This is a genomic window from Williamsia sp. Y844, assembly GCF_056786475.1.
The window spans coordinates 1,093,388-1,109,123 of record NZ_JBXCJB010000001.1; the positions used below are offsets into that span (position 1 = coordinate 1,093,388).

Below are 15,736 nucleotides of genomic sequence, written 5' to 3' on the forward strand. Positions count from 1 at the left end.
TCGAAGGAGCCAGCCATGCCAGCCGTGACCGCAGATACCTTGACCCTGCCCCGCATCGCCGGCTCCACCGCCGCCGACACCGAACGTCCGGTTCGGTCGGTGACCACAGGACCCCGTGGATACGAGGGCGAAGGGTTTCCCGTCGTCCGGGCTTTTGCAGGCGCATCGAAGACCGACCTCGATCCGTTTGTGCACATGGACCAGATGGGCGAGGTCGAGTACCAGCCCGGTGAACCCCGCGGCACCAACTGGCATCCCCACCGCGGCTTCGAGACCGTGACCTACATGATCGACGGACGTTTCCAGCACCAGGATTCGCACGGCGGCGGCGGTTTGATCTCGGACGGCGCCACCCAGTGGATGACCGCCGGTTCGGGCATCCTGCACATCGAGACCCCACCGGCACAGCTGGTGGAAAGCGGCGGTCTGTTCCATGGCGTCCAGCTCTGGGTGAATCTGCCTGCGGCCGAGAAGATGTCCGACCCCGGTTACCAGTCCATCGAAGGCAAGCAGGCCACCCTGCTCAGCTCCGCCGACGGCGGCGCGCTCGTGCGCATCATCGCCGGTGACATCGACGGGCATCGGGGACCCGGCTCCACCCGCACTCCGATCACCCTGGCGCACGCCACAATCGAACCGGGCGCCGAGCTCGACCTGCCGTGGAACCGCGACTTCAACGCACTGGTGTACGTACTGTCCGGGCGTGGCACCGTGGGTCCGGTCGGCAACCCGATCCAGCAGGGTCAACTGGCCGTGCTCGGTCCCGGCGACAGGATCTCCATCTCGGCAGCGGCACATCAGGATTCGAACCGGCCCGCGCTCGAGGTGCTGCTGCTCGGCGGACGTCCCATCCGTGAACCGGTGTTCCAGTACGGGCCGTTCGTGATGAACACCAAGGCGCAGCTGATCGAGGCGATGGACGACTTCAACGCCGGCAAGTTCGGTCAGATCCCACCCGGCGCATTGATGCCGCACACATCGGTCAGCCGACAGAACTGACGTACCGATGAGATCGTGGAACCCGAACCCGGGTTCCACGATCTTGTGCCGCGACCAGGCACCAGGAAGGACGTCACCGTGAACGACTCGACATTCTGGCCGGCGGTCGACAAGCACCTCATCCGCTACGGAGGGGCCTTCACGCCGCGGATCATCGAGCGCGCCAGTGGCAGTTACGTCTACGACAGCGACGGCAACGCCATCCTCGACTTCACCTCCGGCCAGATGAGTTCTGTTCTGGGACATTGCCATCCAGAGATCGCGGCAACTGTCGCCACTGCGATGACGGGCCTCGATCACCTGTTCAGTGGCATGCTCAGTCGTCCGGTGGTCGACTTTGCGCAAGCCCTGTCCGCCACACTCCCGGCCGGCCTGGACAAGGTGATGCTCCTGTCGACCGGCGCCGAATCGAACGAGGCCGCGCTGAAGATCGCCAAGCTCTACACCGGCAACTACGAGATCGTCTCGTTCGACCGGTCCTGGCACGGGATGACCTCCGGCGCGGCCGCGGCCACCTATTCGGCCGGTCGTAAGGGTTACGGTCCCCCGGTGCCCGGCAACTTCACCCTGCCGACACCGAACGCATACCGGTCGGTATTCCGCACACCGTCCGGCGACCACGACTGGCAGGCCGAGCTCGACTACGGCTTCGCCCTCATCGATCAGCAGTCCACCGACAGCCTCGCCGCCTGCATCGTCGAACCCATCGTCTCCTCCGGCGGACTCATCGACCTACCCGTGGGCTACCTCGCCGCACTGAAGACCAAATGCGTCGAGCGGGGCATGCTCCTCATCGCAGACGAGGCGCAGACCGGACTCGGCCGCACCGGCACGATGTACGCCTTCGAACGCGACGGCGCCGTGCCAGACATCCTGACACTGTCGAAGACTCTCGGCGCCGGACTTCCCGTGGCGGCGGTGGTCACCTCCGACGAAATCGAATCCTGTTGCCACGAGCGCGGATTCCTCTTCTTCACCACCCACGTATCCGATCCGCTGGCTGCGACGGTCGCAGGCACCGTCCTGGACATCGTGATCCGCGACGACCTGGTCGCACGAGCCGAAACCGCAGGCAAGCGCCTGCGTGATCATCTCCTGGAACTGCAGTCGCGACACGAGGTGATCGGCGACGTCCGCGGCCGAGGCCTGTTCTGCGGCATCGAACTGGTCGCCGACCGTGAAACCAAGGCGCCCGCAGATCAATTGGGACAGGCGGTCACCGACGCCTGCCTCGCCCACGGGCTGCACATGAACATCGTCCGGCTCCCCGGAATGGGTGGCATCTTCCGACTTGCGCCACCTCTGACCATCAGTGACAGCGACCTGGACCGCGGAATCGACATCCTCGACACCGCCCTGACGGAGACCACCCGCTCCCGGCAACAGTGACCAGCCGGCCGAAAAAAGGTTCGGGCAACCAGGCACCATGTGGTGCTGCCGCCTGTCCCACCAATCAACGGGAACGGGCGACAGCACCACACGCTTTTCACACTATGGAGTTGTCAAGATTGCATGCGCGGTCCCGGCGAAAAGCCGGGTGCGCCAGGGGAAGTCAATAGCGCCAGATCAGGCGGCGAGGGTCAAGGTTCGTCTGTTGTAGGCCGGTAGAGGTCTTCGCTGCGGATCGATATCAGCGGGCGGGATCAGCCACGGGTGTCCGTCGGATCCCATGATCACGTCCCAGCCGGTGTTGTGAACCGCCATATGGCAGGTGCGGCACAGCAGGCACCCGTTGTCGAGGGTGGTGAGGCCGCCGTCGGCGAAGTGCACGATGTGGTGACAGTCCGACCAGCCTGCCTTTGCACCACATTTCACACAGCAGGTGTCGCGGATGATGATCGCCTTACGCACAAGCCCTTTGAACAGCCGTTTCGGTGGACTCATATCGATCGGTACGTCCTGACCGTCGAGGGTGATCGAGCTGATTGACGAATCGCAGGCCAACGTTGCGGCGGTTGCTTCGGTGACCGGACCCATCCACGGTAACGAGGCGCCTTCGGGATGATCGGCGGGCACGGTGACCATCACTTCGGTCCGCGGCGCCGACACCAGTGTTTGTCCGCCACCACCACAATCCAACAGCTGGTGCAACGCATCGGCCCGGCGTTGGGTGGGGCTTCGACTGTCATCCGAGCCGTCGGGTTCGGGGCGTGCTTTGGACCAGAAGTCCAACGCGGAGAAGAGCTTTTCACCGATCACCGCATCCACATCAAACGTCCCGACACAGCGACCTTCACGGACTTTGTATTCCAGACTGTTCAAAGACCGGCCCTCGGCCGGCGGCAGACCACCAGTATCCCTGGCGACCTCGTTACCCAGCAATCGAGCGGCCGCACCGATCTCCGCCGGAGGCGCACCGGAAATGGCATGGCTCAACAGTTTCCGCTCGAACCCCATCCGCTGCTCGGCGGTGATCGGGTCCTGGGACCGGCCGACAACATGCTCCACACCCTTGATCACAGCGTCCACATGCTCAGACGAGAGAAACCCGTCCCGCGAATACCCGGCGGTGCGATCCAGGCCGACCAGACCTGGACCGATACGTAACCATCGATACGCCGATACCGGTGCTGCTCCGTTGGCCTGCAGCAACTTTGCCGTCGCCGACCCGGCCTTACGTGCGATGCCCGACTCATCGATCACACCAGCGCACACCGCGAGTTGGTGCTCGGTCGCGTTACGCAGGGTGATCAGATCCCTGGCCATACCCGGTACCGCGTGGGGATCATCGGGTAAGTCCAGGTCAACCAGGGAATCGACCGAATTGAGAAGCCGCATCACCAAACACCTCCAGGGCACGAAAGCAACAGGGAAGTTGATCAATTCTCGTGAAAGGCGATTTGCTCGACGTTGTCGTAGTCTCTGTGATCAACTGACCCCAGCCTACCGACTCGAACACGTGTTCGCAAGGGTTGATTTTTGCCAATCATGTTTTACTGCAACATCTTTCGATAGCCGAAGCAACTCACGGCGCCTCGGCTCGCCTCCAGGCAGGCTAACAGTCCGGTACGACACCCCTCCAGGAGCGGGCCTCACGCCAGGGCGAGAAAGAGTTTCTCGAGTTCGGCCTCGGTCAGTGGCGCCTGGGTGCCGTCCGCGGCGCTGAGGCACTGTCGCATCCCGGATGCGACGATCTTGAAGCCGGCGCGGTCGAGTGCACGCGAGACGGCGGCGAGTTGGGTGACCACGTCTTTGCAGTCACGCCCGGCCTCGATCATGGCGATCACTCCGGCCAGTTGACCCTGCGCCCTGCGTAGACGGTTCAGCACCGCCGACATCGTTTCTTCGTCACCGATCACTTTTTCACAAACCTTTCGTCTGGTTGCCCCACCACACGATACCCCAGGGGGTACGGCTCCGAGGCGGAGGCGTACTTGACCAAGCATACCCCCATGGGTATGTTCGAGCGCGTTCCTGCAATACCCATGGGGGTATGCAATCCGGACCCAAAGGAGTTCTCGCACCATGACCGGCACCACCCCGACCGAAACCAAGCCCGACTCCCCACCGACCCGGCCCTCCGGAGCCCTGGGACGCTGGGGCGCGACGATGGCGGGGCACTCTCGCCTGGTCTTCGGCGTCTGGCTACTGGTGTTGATCGGGCTGGGCGCGGCGGCTCCGTCGGTGTTCTCCTCTTTGGCAGGTGCGGGGTGGCAGGCCAATGGATCGGAATCGGTGCAGGTACGAGAGTTGGCGCAACAGCATTTCGGCGGGAACTCGTCGGCTGCGGTCCAGGTGGTTGTCCACTCTGACACCGACACCGTGACGAGCCCGGCCATGCAGGAGGTGATCTCCGAGGCGACCGCGGTCTTCGACGGCGACTCCCGGTTCGGCGAGATCATCCTGCCCGCGCCGGGGATGACGATCAGCCCGGACCAGCACACCGGCATTCTGCTCGCCGGTGCGAACGCGGACACGGACGACATGGTCCGGGCGGTCGATGACGTCAAGGAAGAACTCACCGGTCTCTCGGGTGACGGTATCGAGGTGTACCCGACCGGCGCCTCTGCGCTGTGGAGCGATTTCAACAAGGCCAATCACGACGCGATGATCAAGGCCGAACTGTTCTCGTGGCCGGTGACGCTGGCCATCATGGTCCTGGCATTCGGCTCACTGGTGGCGGCGGGGTTGCCCTTGTTGCTGACAATCGCAGGCCTGGTTGCTTCGGCCGGAGGGTTGGTCCTGCTCAACCAGATCACCCCGATCTCGGTGTGGGCCATGAACTTTGCGATGATGTTCGCCCTCGCTCTGGGTATCGACTATGCCCTGTTCATCGTGTCCCGATTCCGCGATGCCCTCAAAAACCACACGAACAGAGCGCAAGCGGTTGCCGAAACCATGGACACCGCGGGCAAAGCGGTTGTCCTATCCGGTATCACCGTCCTGGTGAGCTTGTCCGCGGTGCTACTCGTGCCGGCACCGGCGGTACGGACGATGGCCATCGGCATCATGCTCGCGGTGGCATTTGTCCTAACGGCCACCCTGACGCTGCTCCCGGCAACCCTTGGTGCACTCGGGACGAAAGTCAATGCCGCGTCCCTGCCGTATGCCAAACGCCAGCAACATCGTTCACCCCTGTTCGCGCGCTGGGGCAAGACCCTGCACAACCACCCCTGGCCTTTTGCCCTCGGATCACTGGTCGTGTTGATCGCACTGGCGATCCCGGTGATCGGACTGAAGGTCGCCATGCCCTCGATCTCCGTGGTGCCCGAGAATGCGCCGGTGCGGCAGGGATATGAACTGGTTCAACAGCAGATGGGCGAAGGCGCCCCTGGCATGCTGCAGATCGTCGCGCCGTCGGCCGATGCGCAGTCGGCGCTTGCGGCCGCCACGGCCACCGAGGGAATCGAGATGCTCACTCCACCACAACCCGCCGCCGACGGTTCTGACATCGTGATGCTGCAGGCACTGCCCTCGGTGGATCCCTCCGATGCGGCGCTGGGCACCATCGTGGACGATCTTCGCGATGCCCTACCCGCAAACGCATTGGTCGGCGGCGCGCCTGCAGAGAATCTCGATCTGCAACAGGCCCTGAACAACTACTTCCCGCTGATCGTCGCCGTGATCCTGATCCTGGGTTTTGTGCTGCTGCTCGTTGCATTGCAGGCCCCGCTCATCGCCTTGATCGGCACCCTCGTCAGTCTCCTGTCGACGGCTGCCGCGTTCGGGGTCGCGAAACTGATCTTCCAGGACGGCCACCTGTCCGGGTTGCTCGGATTCACCCCGCAAGGCTTCCTCGACGGCTGGGGACCGGTGTTCTTCTTCGCCATGATCTTCGCCATCGCCATGGACTACACCGTCTTCTTGCTAGCCACCGCCAAAGAACACTACGAACGAACCGGGGACCCCGACACCGCACAGATCGACGGGATGGCCCACTCCGGACGCATCATCTTTGCTGCAGCGGCGGTCATGGTCGCCGTGTTCTTCACATTCGCGTTCGCGGAGCCATTGCCTCCCAAGGAAATGGGGATCATCCTCGGAGTAGCGGTACTTCTCGACGCAGTCCTGATCAGGCTGATGCTGCTGCCGGCCCTGCTCCGACTGACCGGACGGGCGGCCTGGTGGTCACCGACCTGGCTGCGGCGCATCCTGCCCTCAATTTCGTTCTCCCACTGAGCGAATCGAAAGGATTGAAACGATGAACACCCCGGCAACGACCAGTCGGCCCTGGACGATCGAGCGGGTGGTTCCACTGCTCGCCGGCACCGTGGTCCTACTGAGTCTGGTGTTGGCCACCGCCTTCTCGACGTGGTGGCTGCTCCTGTCCGCCTTCGTGGCCCTGAACCTGGTGCTCTTCAGCGCCGTGGGCTGGTGCCCCGCCAGCCTGATCATGCATCGCCTGGGACTCCCCCGCCAGTGCGAACTGCGCTGAAGACCAACCCATCAAAGATCTGCAACCGATAGGAGAATTGTTGTGTCACTCGCTATTTCAACAGTCCTGCACGTCCCGTTCGACGAGGCGGTCGCCAAGACTCGAGCGGCGCTGGCCGATCAGGGTTTCGGCATCCTCACCGAGATCGACGTCAAAGCGACCATGAAAACCAAGCTCGACGAAGACATGGAGGACTACCTGATCCTGGGTGCCTGCAATCCCCAACTGGCCCACCGCGCCATCGGGGTCAACCGTCAGATCGGACTCCTGCTGCCCTGCAACGTCGTCGTCCGTGCGCACCCCGACGACGCGACGTCCTCGATCGTCGAAGCCATGAATCCGAATCTGATGGTCGACGTGTCCGGCGAGGCCGGACTCGTGCCCGTTGCCAAGGCCGCGACCGAGCAGCTACAGACGGCCATCTCCGCGCTCAACGGACAACCGGCAACCTGAGCCCGAAAAAGGCAAGATGTCGATTAACGGTTGACACTAGGCGGCCAATGTCTCACGCTTGAGACATGTCAAACAAAGTGTCGCACGCGGCGGGCTATGTGCTCCGTTCCGGCGACACTTGGCGCGATCCCTGGGAGATGTACGCCGATCTACGTGACCACGACCCCGTCCATCGCGTTCGATCAGCCGATCCCGACCACGACTTCTGGGTGCTGACGCGCCATGCCGACGTCTCGAACGCCGCCGACGACTGGCGGACGTTCACCTCAACTGGTGGCCTGACCACCACCTACGGCGAGCTGGAGAGCATCGGGCTGACGGACAATCCGCCGATGGTGATGCAGGATCCGCCGGTCCACACCGATTTCCGCAAGCTGGTGTCCCGCGGGTTCACACCCAAACAGGTCCACGAGATCGAGCCCGCAGTGCGCGATTTCGTCCGCTCCAGGATTGATGCGCTGATCGAATCCGGCGGCGGCGACATCGTCACCGATCTCTATAAACCGTTGCCGTCCATGGTTGTGGCGCACTACCTCGGTGTCCCCGAATCGGACCGGACGGCATTCGACGGATGGACCGAGGCGATCGTCGGCGCAGACACCTCCGACCTGGGCAAGGCCGGCGACACCGCCACCGCCGCAGTACTCGAGATGATGGCCTATTTCGGCACGCTCATCGAGTACCGGCGCACACACCCCGGAGACGACACGATCTCCCACCTGGTGGATGCGGGCGTGGGCGAGGACGACAGCACTGAGGGGTTGCTGTCGATCCTCGCCTTCACCTTCACCATGGTTGCCGGCGGCAACGACACCACCACCGGCGTTCTCGGCGGCGCCACCGAATTGCTCGGCGAGTATCCGGATCAGCGGGCAGCGCTCGTCGAGAATCCGGAACTCATCGATGATGCGGTCGACGAGTTCCTGCGCCTGACCTCACCGGTGCAGGGCCTGGCCCGGACCGCCACCACCGATGCCACGTTCGGCGAGCACACGATCCCGGCCGGACGCAAGGTCTTGCTCTGCTACGGCTCGGCCAACCGCGATCCACGAGCATTCGGCGACGACGCGGACCGCCTCGACATCACCCGACGCCCACGGCAGATCCTGACATTCAGCCGCGGCGCCCATTACTGCCTCGGGGCCGCGGCCGCACGGATGCAGACCCGCGTCGCCCTCACCGAATTGTTGGCCCGCGCTCCGGAGTTCACCGTCGATCCAGGATCGATCGCCTACGCAACGGGCAATTATGTACGTAGGCCGACCACCATGAACCTGACCGTCGGCCCATGAGCCGCAGATCTCCCGAGACCACTCGCCACCCCGAGAACGCCCAGGGCGCGGATTGGCTCGGTGCCAGCCGAACCGAAACCGCCGCGGCCCGCATCCTCGATGTCGCGGGCGATCTGTTCGTAACCCACGGGGTCGCCGCGGTGAACATGAACCAGATCGCCGCCACCGCCGGCTGCTCAAGGGCCACCCTCTACCGCTACTTCGCGTCCCGTTCCGATCTGCACCTCGCCTATGTCGAACGCGGGGCCCGCGCCCTGTCGGCGGCGGTGGCCGTACGCATCGCCGACATCGAGGACGTCGGCGAACGCATCACCGAAGCGATCCTGACCTCGGTGGAAGGGGTCCGCGCCGACCCTGTCATGCACAGCTGGTTCAGTCCGGAGGCCGCCGGACTCGCAGGCGCGATGGGCACCGAGTCGCCGGTAGTCAACCAGACCGCCGTCGAGATGCTGGCCGGTGAGACGTCCTCATCGGAGGCCGAGGTTGCCCTGCAGGCACGGTTCATCGTCCGAATCGTCATCTCGCTGCTGACGACGCCGGGCGCCGACGCGAACGAGGAACGCGAGATCGTCGAGCGGTTCGTCACGCCAGCGATCGTCAATCAGCACTGATTTTCACAAGTTGTCGGTAACGGTTATCATTAGCATCTGATAGATGGTCGCGCACCTCAGCCCTGCGCGGAACACCGTCCACCGATGCGAAAGGTCCTGCAATGGCAACCTGGTCCCGACTCCTGGGGGTCACCACCGCCCTGACCCTCGCGGTCGGCGTGGCCGCCGGCTGTTCCTCCGACAATGGCGGAACCACCGCGGACGGCAAGGTTTCCGTGGTCGCATCGACCAACGTCTGGGGCTCGGTCGCCGAGGCCGTCGGCGGTGAGCACGCCGAGGTGACGTCGCTCTACACCTCGCCCGACGGCGACCCGCACGAGTTCGAAGCGAGCGCCAAGGACACCGCCAAGGTTGCCGACGCCGGTGTTGTGGTCCTCAACGGCGGTCACTACGACGCCTACATGGAGGCCGCGGCGAAGAACTCGAAAGCGATCGTGGTCAATGCCTTCGACATCATGGAAGGCGACGAGCACGGCACTTCCGAACACACCGAGGACGATCACAGCCACGCCCCCGGCGCTGTCAACGAACACGTCTTCTACAACCTGACCGTCGTCGGTCAGGTCGCCGACAGCATCGCAAATGCGTTGTCCGAGAAGGACAGCGCCAATGCCCAGTACTTCCGCGACAATGCCGCCGCGTTCAACGAGCAGATCGACGAACTGCGCGGTGAACTGGCGGAGATCAAGGCCGCGAACCCCGGAGCGAAGGTCGTCCAGACCGAACCGCTGGCCGGGTATCTCCTGACCGAAGCCGGACTCGACGACATCACACCGGCGGGACTGCAGGATGCGGTCGAAGCCGGGCAGTCGCCGTCGGCCCGCGACGTCGCCGCGACCCAGGAACTGATCTCCGGCCGTGCGGCCCGCGCCCTGATCTACAACACCCAGGCCACCGACGACGGCACAAAAGCCCTGCTGGCGATTGCCGAGAAGGCAGGCGTCCCCGTCGTCGACTTCACCGAGACCTTCCCCGCAGGCACGACCGATTACATCGAATGGCAGCGGGCTAATGTTGAAGCACTGTCGTCGGCCCTGGCGGTCGGCGCAACCAGCACTTCTCGATAAGGCAATCCACCACATGACCCAGCCCGAACCGGCATCCGCGCCACCGCCCAGAGCAGCTGATCAGCGCGCTGCCGACGGCCTGAAAACCGTGCATCAAACCGCAGGCCGGGGTGCCGCGGTCACGATCACGGGCGCACGATTGTCCTTCGGCCAACGGGTCCTGTGGGATCACTTCGACCTCACGGTGGCGCGCGGCGAGTTCATCGCCATCCTCGGCCCCAACGGTTCGGGCAAGACGTCGCTGCTGAAAACGCTTCTGGGCAAATACACTTTGGACTCCGGCACGGTCACCGTCGAGGGTCGTGGACTGCGCAGCGGTGACAGCAAAGTCGGCTACATCCCCCAGCAACAGACCCACGATGAGGGCGTGCCACTGCGCGGCCGGGATCTCGTCGGTCTCGGTGTCGATGGCCAGGCCTGGGGTCTGGGGTTTCGCAATCGCAAGCGTCGCAATGCACTTGTCGACGATGCCATCGCCCAGGTCGACGCCCGCGACTTCGCCGACGCACCGCTCGGTTTGCTCAGTGGTGGTGAGCAGCAGCGTCTTCGAGTCGCACAAGCATTGTCGGGCAATCCCGCGGTACTGCTCTGCGACGAGCCGTTGCTGAGCCTGGATCCGGCCAACCAGAGTCGGGTCGCGGCGCTCATAGACCGCCGCCGCCGCGATCACGGCACCGCGGTGCTGTTCGTGACCCACGAGATCAACCCGATCCTGCCGTACGTCGACCGGGTCGTGTACCTCGTCGACGGCCGCTTCCGGATCGGCACACCGGCCGAGGTCATGACGTCGGAAACACTGAGCGAGCTGTACCAGACCCGCGTCGATGTCCTGCGCGTCCAGGACCGGTTGGTTGTTGTCGGGGCCGACGAATCGGCCTGCCATGGTGACCATTCGTCCACACCGTCAACCGAGGTACCCGAGTGAACCGCAGCTGGTCCGACCTCTTTGATTTCGCCGAGACCGCCAACCTCCTGTCGTACGGGTTCGTGCAGCAAGCATTGCTCGCCACCGCACTGCTCGGCATCCTCGGCGGGGTCCTGGGCCCGATGGTGGTCAGCCGACAGATGGCATTTGCCGTACACGGCACCGCGGAACTGACATTCACCGGCGCGGCCGGCGCGCTCTTGTTGGGGATCAGTGTGAACCTCGGCGGCCTGATCGGCGCGATCATCGCCTCGATGATCTTCGGGCTCCTGGGCAACCGTGTGCGCGAACGGGATTCGGTCATCGGCGTAGTGATGGCCTTCGGCCTGGGATTGGGTGTGCTGTTCATCGCCCTCTACGGCCGCACGGGTGCGGGCTTCAACCTGCTCACGGGACAGGCTGTGACCGCCGGAGCTCAGGGCGTCGCGGCCGTTGTGATCACCACGATCATCGTGGTTGTCGTGATGGCGATCATCTACCGTCCGCTGCTGTTCGCCAGCACCGATCCCCGGGTCGCCGAGGCCCGCGGCGTGCCGATGCGGTTGCTGTCGGTGGTCTTCGCCGTCCTGCTCGGTGCCGCGGTGGCACAGAGCGTCCAGATCATCGGTGCGCTGCTGGTGATGTCGCTGATCATCACCCCGGCAGCCGCCGCGATGCGGGTGTCGTCGAATCCGACCGCCGTCCTCGGGCTGTCGATCCTGTTCGCGGAAATCGCCGCGATCGCCGGGATCATCTTGTCGCTGGCGCCCGGATTACCTCCGTCGGTGTTTGTCACCTCGATCTCATTTGCGATCTACATGATCTGCCGAGTGGTCGGTTCGCGCCGTTCCCGCAACTCCGGCCGGCCGTCGACTCCGGCACCGGCCGACAACACATTCGCGAAAACCAAGGACACCGCGGAAAATTAGGCCAATCGGCCGTTCCCTTCGACCGCACGCGTCACCTAGGCTCTGAATTCACCGCTCTGAATCGCCCCCTACCCGGGTTCGATCAACACCCCGAGCGGGATCGGTGAGCGTCGAGTGGTGAAGGGCGGACATGCGCTATCAGCTACTCGGACCGCTCGCGGTACTCCGGGACTCCAGCGGCCACGCCGATGCACGAGTCGATCTCGGCTCTCCCAAACAACGAACCATCCTCGCGATCCTGCTGATCCACCGCGGCAAAGTGGTGTCGACGGACCGCATCTGCGACGCACTGTGGGGTGAGCAGGCACCGCCGAGCGCGACGTCGAGCCTGCAGGCCTACATCTCCAATCTGCGCCGCGCGCTCCGCAATGACGCGGGTACCTCTCCGATCCGGCGCCAGACCACCGGCTACGTCCTCGACGTGCCCGATTCCGACGTGGACGTCAGCGAGTTCCTCGATCTCGCCGACGTGGCGCAACGGCGGGCCGACAGCGAGCAATGGGCACCGGCTCTCGACGCCGCCGATCAAGCATTGAGGTTGTGGCGCGGGGAGTTGCTCGACGGTCAGGGCGACGAGGATTGGGTGCGCACGGAGGCGGCCGGGCTCGACGAGATCCGCAGTGGCTGCATCGAGAACCGGATCACCGCACTGCTCGCGCTCGGCAGGCTGTCACCGGCCCTTGCCGATGTCGTCGCCCTACGGAACCACCAGCCGTACCGGGATCACAGCTGCTGGCTGCACATGCTCGCGCTGCATCAGGCCGGGCGGTCCGCAGAAGCGCTCGACGTGTTCGGCGACCACACCCACCGACTCGCCGGTGACCTGGGCCTGGAACCGAGTACCGAACTCCGCGATCTACAGGGCGCGGTCCTGCGCCACGACCCCGAACTGATCGCGTGGCCACGCAAACCGATCTGGTCCGGCGCAGGCGAACTCCGCGCCCCCGACCACACGCATCCGGCTCCGGTCCCGGTCCCGGCCGAGAACGAAACCCCCACGCACCGCGGGCTGGTCGGGCGGGTTCGCGAACTCGAGCACATCGGCCGGGTGCTCGACGACGTGCTCGTGGGCAATACCCGCTGGCTGGTCTTCATCGGCCCTCCCGGCATCGGCAAGACCCGGCTCGCCGACGAGGCGGCTCACCTCCTGCAGTCGGCAGGCGGGCGGGCGGTGTGGGCACGTAACCCCGAAGAAGGCGCGCCGTCGTGGTGGCCGGCCCGGCAGTTGGTCGCAGCCCTCGGCTCCGATCCCCGCGAGGTCTTCACCACCACCGCCGACGTCGACGCCGACACCGCCCGATTCACGGTCTACGACCGGGTCCAGCGAATCATCGAACAGGCAAGTGGGACATGCCCACTCGCGGTGATCATCGACGACGCCCAATGGGCCGACTCGATGTCGGTCGGTGCTCTCGCATCGATGGCGACCGCCGTGCACCACCAGCCGATCGCGTTCGTCATCACCCTGCGCGACGGCGAACACCACCCGGCGCTCGGCCGCCTGCTCAGCGCTGTCGCGCGCGGTACCGGCAACCGACAGATCGTTGTCCCCGAACTCGACGAGGCCGAGGTGGGCGTCCTTGCCAACGAGATCGCCAGCGAAGAGCTGACCGCCGACGAGGTCGCCGGACTCGCCAGGCGCACGGGCGGAAATCCGCTGTTCGTCTCCGAATATGCCCGCCTGCCTGCCATCGAACGTAGTGCCGATGAACTCCCGATCGCCGTGAGGTCGGTCCTCGGACTGCGGCTTGCCGGTCTCGATCCCGCTGTGCTGCAGACGCTTCGGATGGCCGCGGTCATCGGCGACACCATCGACATCGCATTGCTGTCGTCGGCGACCGATCTCGATCTCGACACACTTGCCGACCAACTCGATGCCGCCGCCGATGACCGCATCATCACCGCGGCACCGGGTACCGACAGCTACGCATTTGCCCACGGACTGCTCCGCGAAGAGGTCCTGGCCCAGATCCCGGCCCTGCGGCGGAAGCGGGCACATGCCAAGGTTGCCGAGATCCTCTCCGATGCGGAAGGATCGGATGCACTCGGCAGGCGCGCACAGCATCTGATGGCCGCACTTCCCCTCGTCGATCCCGAGCATGCGGTCGCCGCCTGCACCGCAGCGGCGGAAACCTCTGCGGCACGCTGGAACTCAGAGGTCGCCGCATATTGGTGGCAGCAGGCCCTGACCGCCTACGCACTTCTGCCATCGGCCGAGCAGGTCGACGAACGACGCGACGAACTGACAGTCCTGCTGCTCGAAGCACTCTCACGGGCCGGCCGGGGTCAGACCGTACTGCAGACGGTCGAGGCGGCACTGACCACCGCCGTCCATGCCGAAAAGTCCTCCACGGTAGGTAGACTCGCCGGCTCGCTACTGCGGTCGGGTGGCGGATGGCCCTGGGTGTCGCCTGCAGAGGACCCCGCCCCGCTGCTGGCACTGCTCGCGCGCGCCGAAGAAGCCGTTGCCGACGACCCCGCCGAGCGCGCTCAGGTACTGGGTGCACTCAGTGTCGGACACAGTTATCATCCGGATCCCACCATTGCCCCGGAATTGATCGGCCGCGCAGAACAATTCGCGGCCTCGACCGGCGATCCTGACATCATTGCGGAAGTGATGATGGCCCGGCTGATCACATTCTCCGGAGTGGCCACGCATGCCAGGGAATCCGTCGTCCTCATCGATGAACTGCTGAGGCTCGATCATCGCCAGGCCCGCTTCGACGCAGTCATCGCCCATTCGATCGGAACGATGGCCACCTTCACGCTGGGGGACGTCGAGGCCGCTGAGCACCACCTGCGCCAGGCCATCGCGGGCAGCGAAGAACTGAACCTGCCGATCCTGCGCGCCCAGCTTCGCTGGATGGAGGTTGTGATGGCTGTCTGGACCGGTGATTTCGCACGGGCACAACAACATCAGGCGATCGCCAAACGTGTTCACGAACAGACCGAACTGTATGAGACCGGGCAGGCCGACATGTCCCTGATGTCGCTGAGCCGCGAACTCGGAAGTATCACCGACATCGGCGCCGGCCGCGCAAAGGAGTGGATCACCGGTGTTGCCGCCGCTGCTGAGGACACGAACATGCGCGGGGTGATCGCCGCCGGCACCGCAGGCATACCCGGCGCGCCGCTGGATCGAACACTCGCCGCTGCCCTTGTCGCGCAGCGGCAGGCCACCCGCGGTGCACATGTCTGGCACACCCTCGGTCACGCGGTGGCGCTGGCGCACGTGGTGGCCGACTTCGAATTGACCGAGTACGCAGACGAGTTCATCACCGAACTCGACCCGTTCACCGACCACATCGGCCTGATCGGACAGCTCGGCAACATCGGCCCGGTGGCCCTGGCCCTCGGCCGGTTGCAGATGCTCACCGGCAATCGCGCCGCGGCACGAGAATCAGTCGCGGTGGCAGCGGGTCTCGCAGCGCGGACCGGCGGACTGCCCACATTGCTGCGGTGCCGGGTTCTCGACTGGCAGCTACGCGGGCCGGACGAGCAGACGTCAGACGAACTCGACAACTTCGAGGAGCAGGCCGCACAGCTGGGCATGACCGGTGTGAAGAACGAATTACAGCGCTTGCGCACCGCGCGCTGACAACTGAC

General features: G+C 64.9%; 13 protein-coding genes. 11 read left to right on the forward strand and 2 right to left on the reverse strand.

What is annotated here, in order from left to right:
* Nucleotides 1-15 precede the first annotated feature (15 nt).
* Nucleotides 16-999 carry a pirin family protein gene (locus tag AC1TQG_RS04830; RefSeq protein ID WP_482135791.1) on the forward strand — a complete coding sequence of 328 codons (984 nt, stop codon included), beginning with the start codon at nucleotides 16-18 and terminating at the stop codon, nucleotides 997-999.
* A 78-nt stretch (nucleotides 1,000-1,077) separates the two neighbouring features.
* On the forward strand, nucleotides 1,078-2,388 hold the full coding sequence (locus AC1TQG_RS04835; protein ID WP_482135792.1) for an aspartate aminotransferase family protein: 1,311 nt from the start codon (nucleotides 1,078-1,080) through the stop codon (nucleotides 2,386-2,388).
* Between the two features lie 177 nt (nucleotides 2,389-2,565).
* Here AC1TQG_RS04835 and AC1TQG_RS04840 read toward each other — a convergent pair whose 3' ends face one another.
* Both AC1TQG_RS04840 and AC1TQG_RS04845 read right to left on the reverse strand, forming a co-directional pair.
* Nucleotides 2,566-3,777 carry an HNH endonuclease gene (locus tag AC1TQG_RS04840; RefSeq protein ID WP_482135793.1) on the reverse strand — a complete coding sequence of 404 codons (1,212 nt, stop codon included), beginning with the start codon at nucleotides 3,775-3,777 and terminating at the stop codon, nucleotides 2,566-2,568.
* Nucleotides 3,778-4,031: 254 nt separating this feature from the next.
* Nucleotides 4,032-4,298, reverse strand: coding sequence for a metal-sensitive transcriptional regulator (locus AC1TQG_RS04845; protein ID WP_482135794.1), 267 nt, complete (start codon nucleotides 4,296-4,298; stop codon nucleotides 4,032-4,034).
* Nucleotides 4,299-4,464: 166 nt separating this feature from the next.
* On the opposite strand from AC1TQG_RS04845, the gene AC1TQG_RS04850 reads away from it, so the two are divergent.
* The 9 genes from AC1TQG_RS04850 (at nucleotide 4,465) to AC1TQG_RS04890 (ending at nucleotide 15,728) form a co-directional block, all read left to right on the forward strand.
* Complete coding sequence (locus AC1TQG_RS04850) at nucleotides 4,465-6,618, forward strand: MMPL family transporter (RefSeq protein WP_482135795.1); 2,154 nt, start codon at nucleotides 4,465-4,467, stop codon at nucleotides 6,616-6,618.
* A gap of 22 nt (nucleotides 6,619-6,640) precedes the next feature.
* Nucleotides 6,641-6,874: a YgaP family membrane protein gene (locus AC1TQG_RS04855; RefSeq protein ID WP_482135796.1), complete on the forward strand. Its 234-nt coding sequence runs from the start codon at nucleotides 6,641-6,643 to the stop codon at nucleotides 6,872-6,874.
* 42 nt (nucleotides 6,875-6,916) lie between these two features.
* The gene (locus AC1TQG_RS04860; RefSeq protein WP_482135797.1) at nucleotides 6,917-7,327 is read left to right on the forward strand and encodes a DUF302 domain-containing protein; all 411 of its coding nucleotides are present in this window, start codon (nucleotides 6,917-6,919) and stop codon (nucleotides 7,325-7,327) included.
* 65 nt (nucleotides 7,328-7,392) lie between these two features.
* The gene (locus AC1TQG_RS04865) at nucleotides 7,393-8,619 is read left to right on the forward strand and encodes a cytochrome P450 (RefSeq protein WP_482135798.1); all 1,227 of its coding nucleotides are present in this window, start codon (nucleotides 7,393-7,395) and stop codon (nucleotides 8,617-8,619) included.
* Nucleotides 8,616-9,230 (forward strand): TetR/AcrR family transcriptional regulator, encoded by a 615-nt coding sequence (locus tag AC1TQG_RS04870; RefSeq protein WP_482135799.1) that lies wholly within the window; start codon nucleotides 8,616-8,618, stop codon nucleotides 9,228-9,230. Before AC1TQG_RS04865 ends, AC1TQG_RS04870 begins: the two co-directional genes overlap by 4 nt.
* A 101-nt stretch (nucleotides 9,231-9,331) precedes the next feature.
* Nucleotides 9,332-10,297 (forward strand): metal ABC transporter solute-binding protein, Zn/Mn family, encoded by a 966-nt coding sequence (locus AC1TQG_RS04875; RefSeq protein ID WP_482135800.1) that lies wholly within the window; start codon nucleotides 9,332-9,334, stop codon nucleotides 10,295-10,297.
* A 13-nt stretch (nucleotides 10,298-10,310) separates the two neighbouring features.
* Nucleotides 10,311-11,222 (forward strand): metal ABC transporter ATP-binding protein, encoded by a 912-nt coding sequence (locus tag AC1TQG_RS04880; protein WP_482135801.1) that lies wholly within the window; start codon nucleotides 10,311-10,313, stop codon nucleotides 11,220-11,222.
* Nucleotides 11,219-12,130 (forward strand): metal ABC transporter permease, encoded by a 912-nt coding sequence (locus AC1TQG_RS04885; RefSeq protein ID WP_482135802.1) that lies wholly within the window; start codon nucleotides 11,219-11,221, stop codon nucleotides 12,128-12,130. The genes AC1TQG_RS04880 and AC1TQG_RS04885 overlap by 4 nt, the downstream gene beginning before the upstream one ends.
* Before the next feature lie 130 nt (nucleotides 12,131-12,260).
* The gene (locus tag AC1TQG_RS04890) at nucleotides 12,261-15,728 is read left to right on the forward strand and encodes an ATP-binding protein (RefSeq protein ID WP_482135803.1); all 3,468 of its coding nucleotides are present in this window, start codon (nucleotides 12,261-12,263) and stop codon (nucleotides 15,726-15,728) included.
* Nucleotides 15,729-15,736 lie beyond the last annotated feature (8 nt).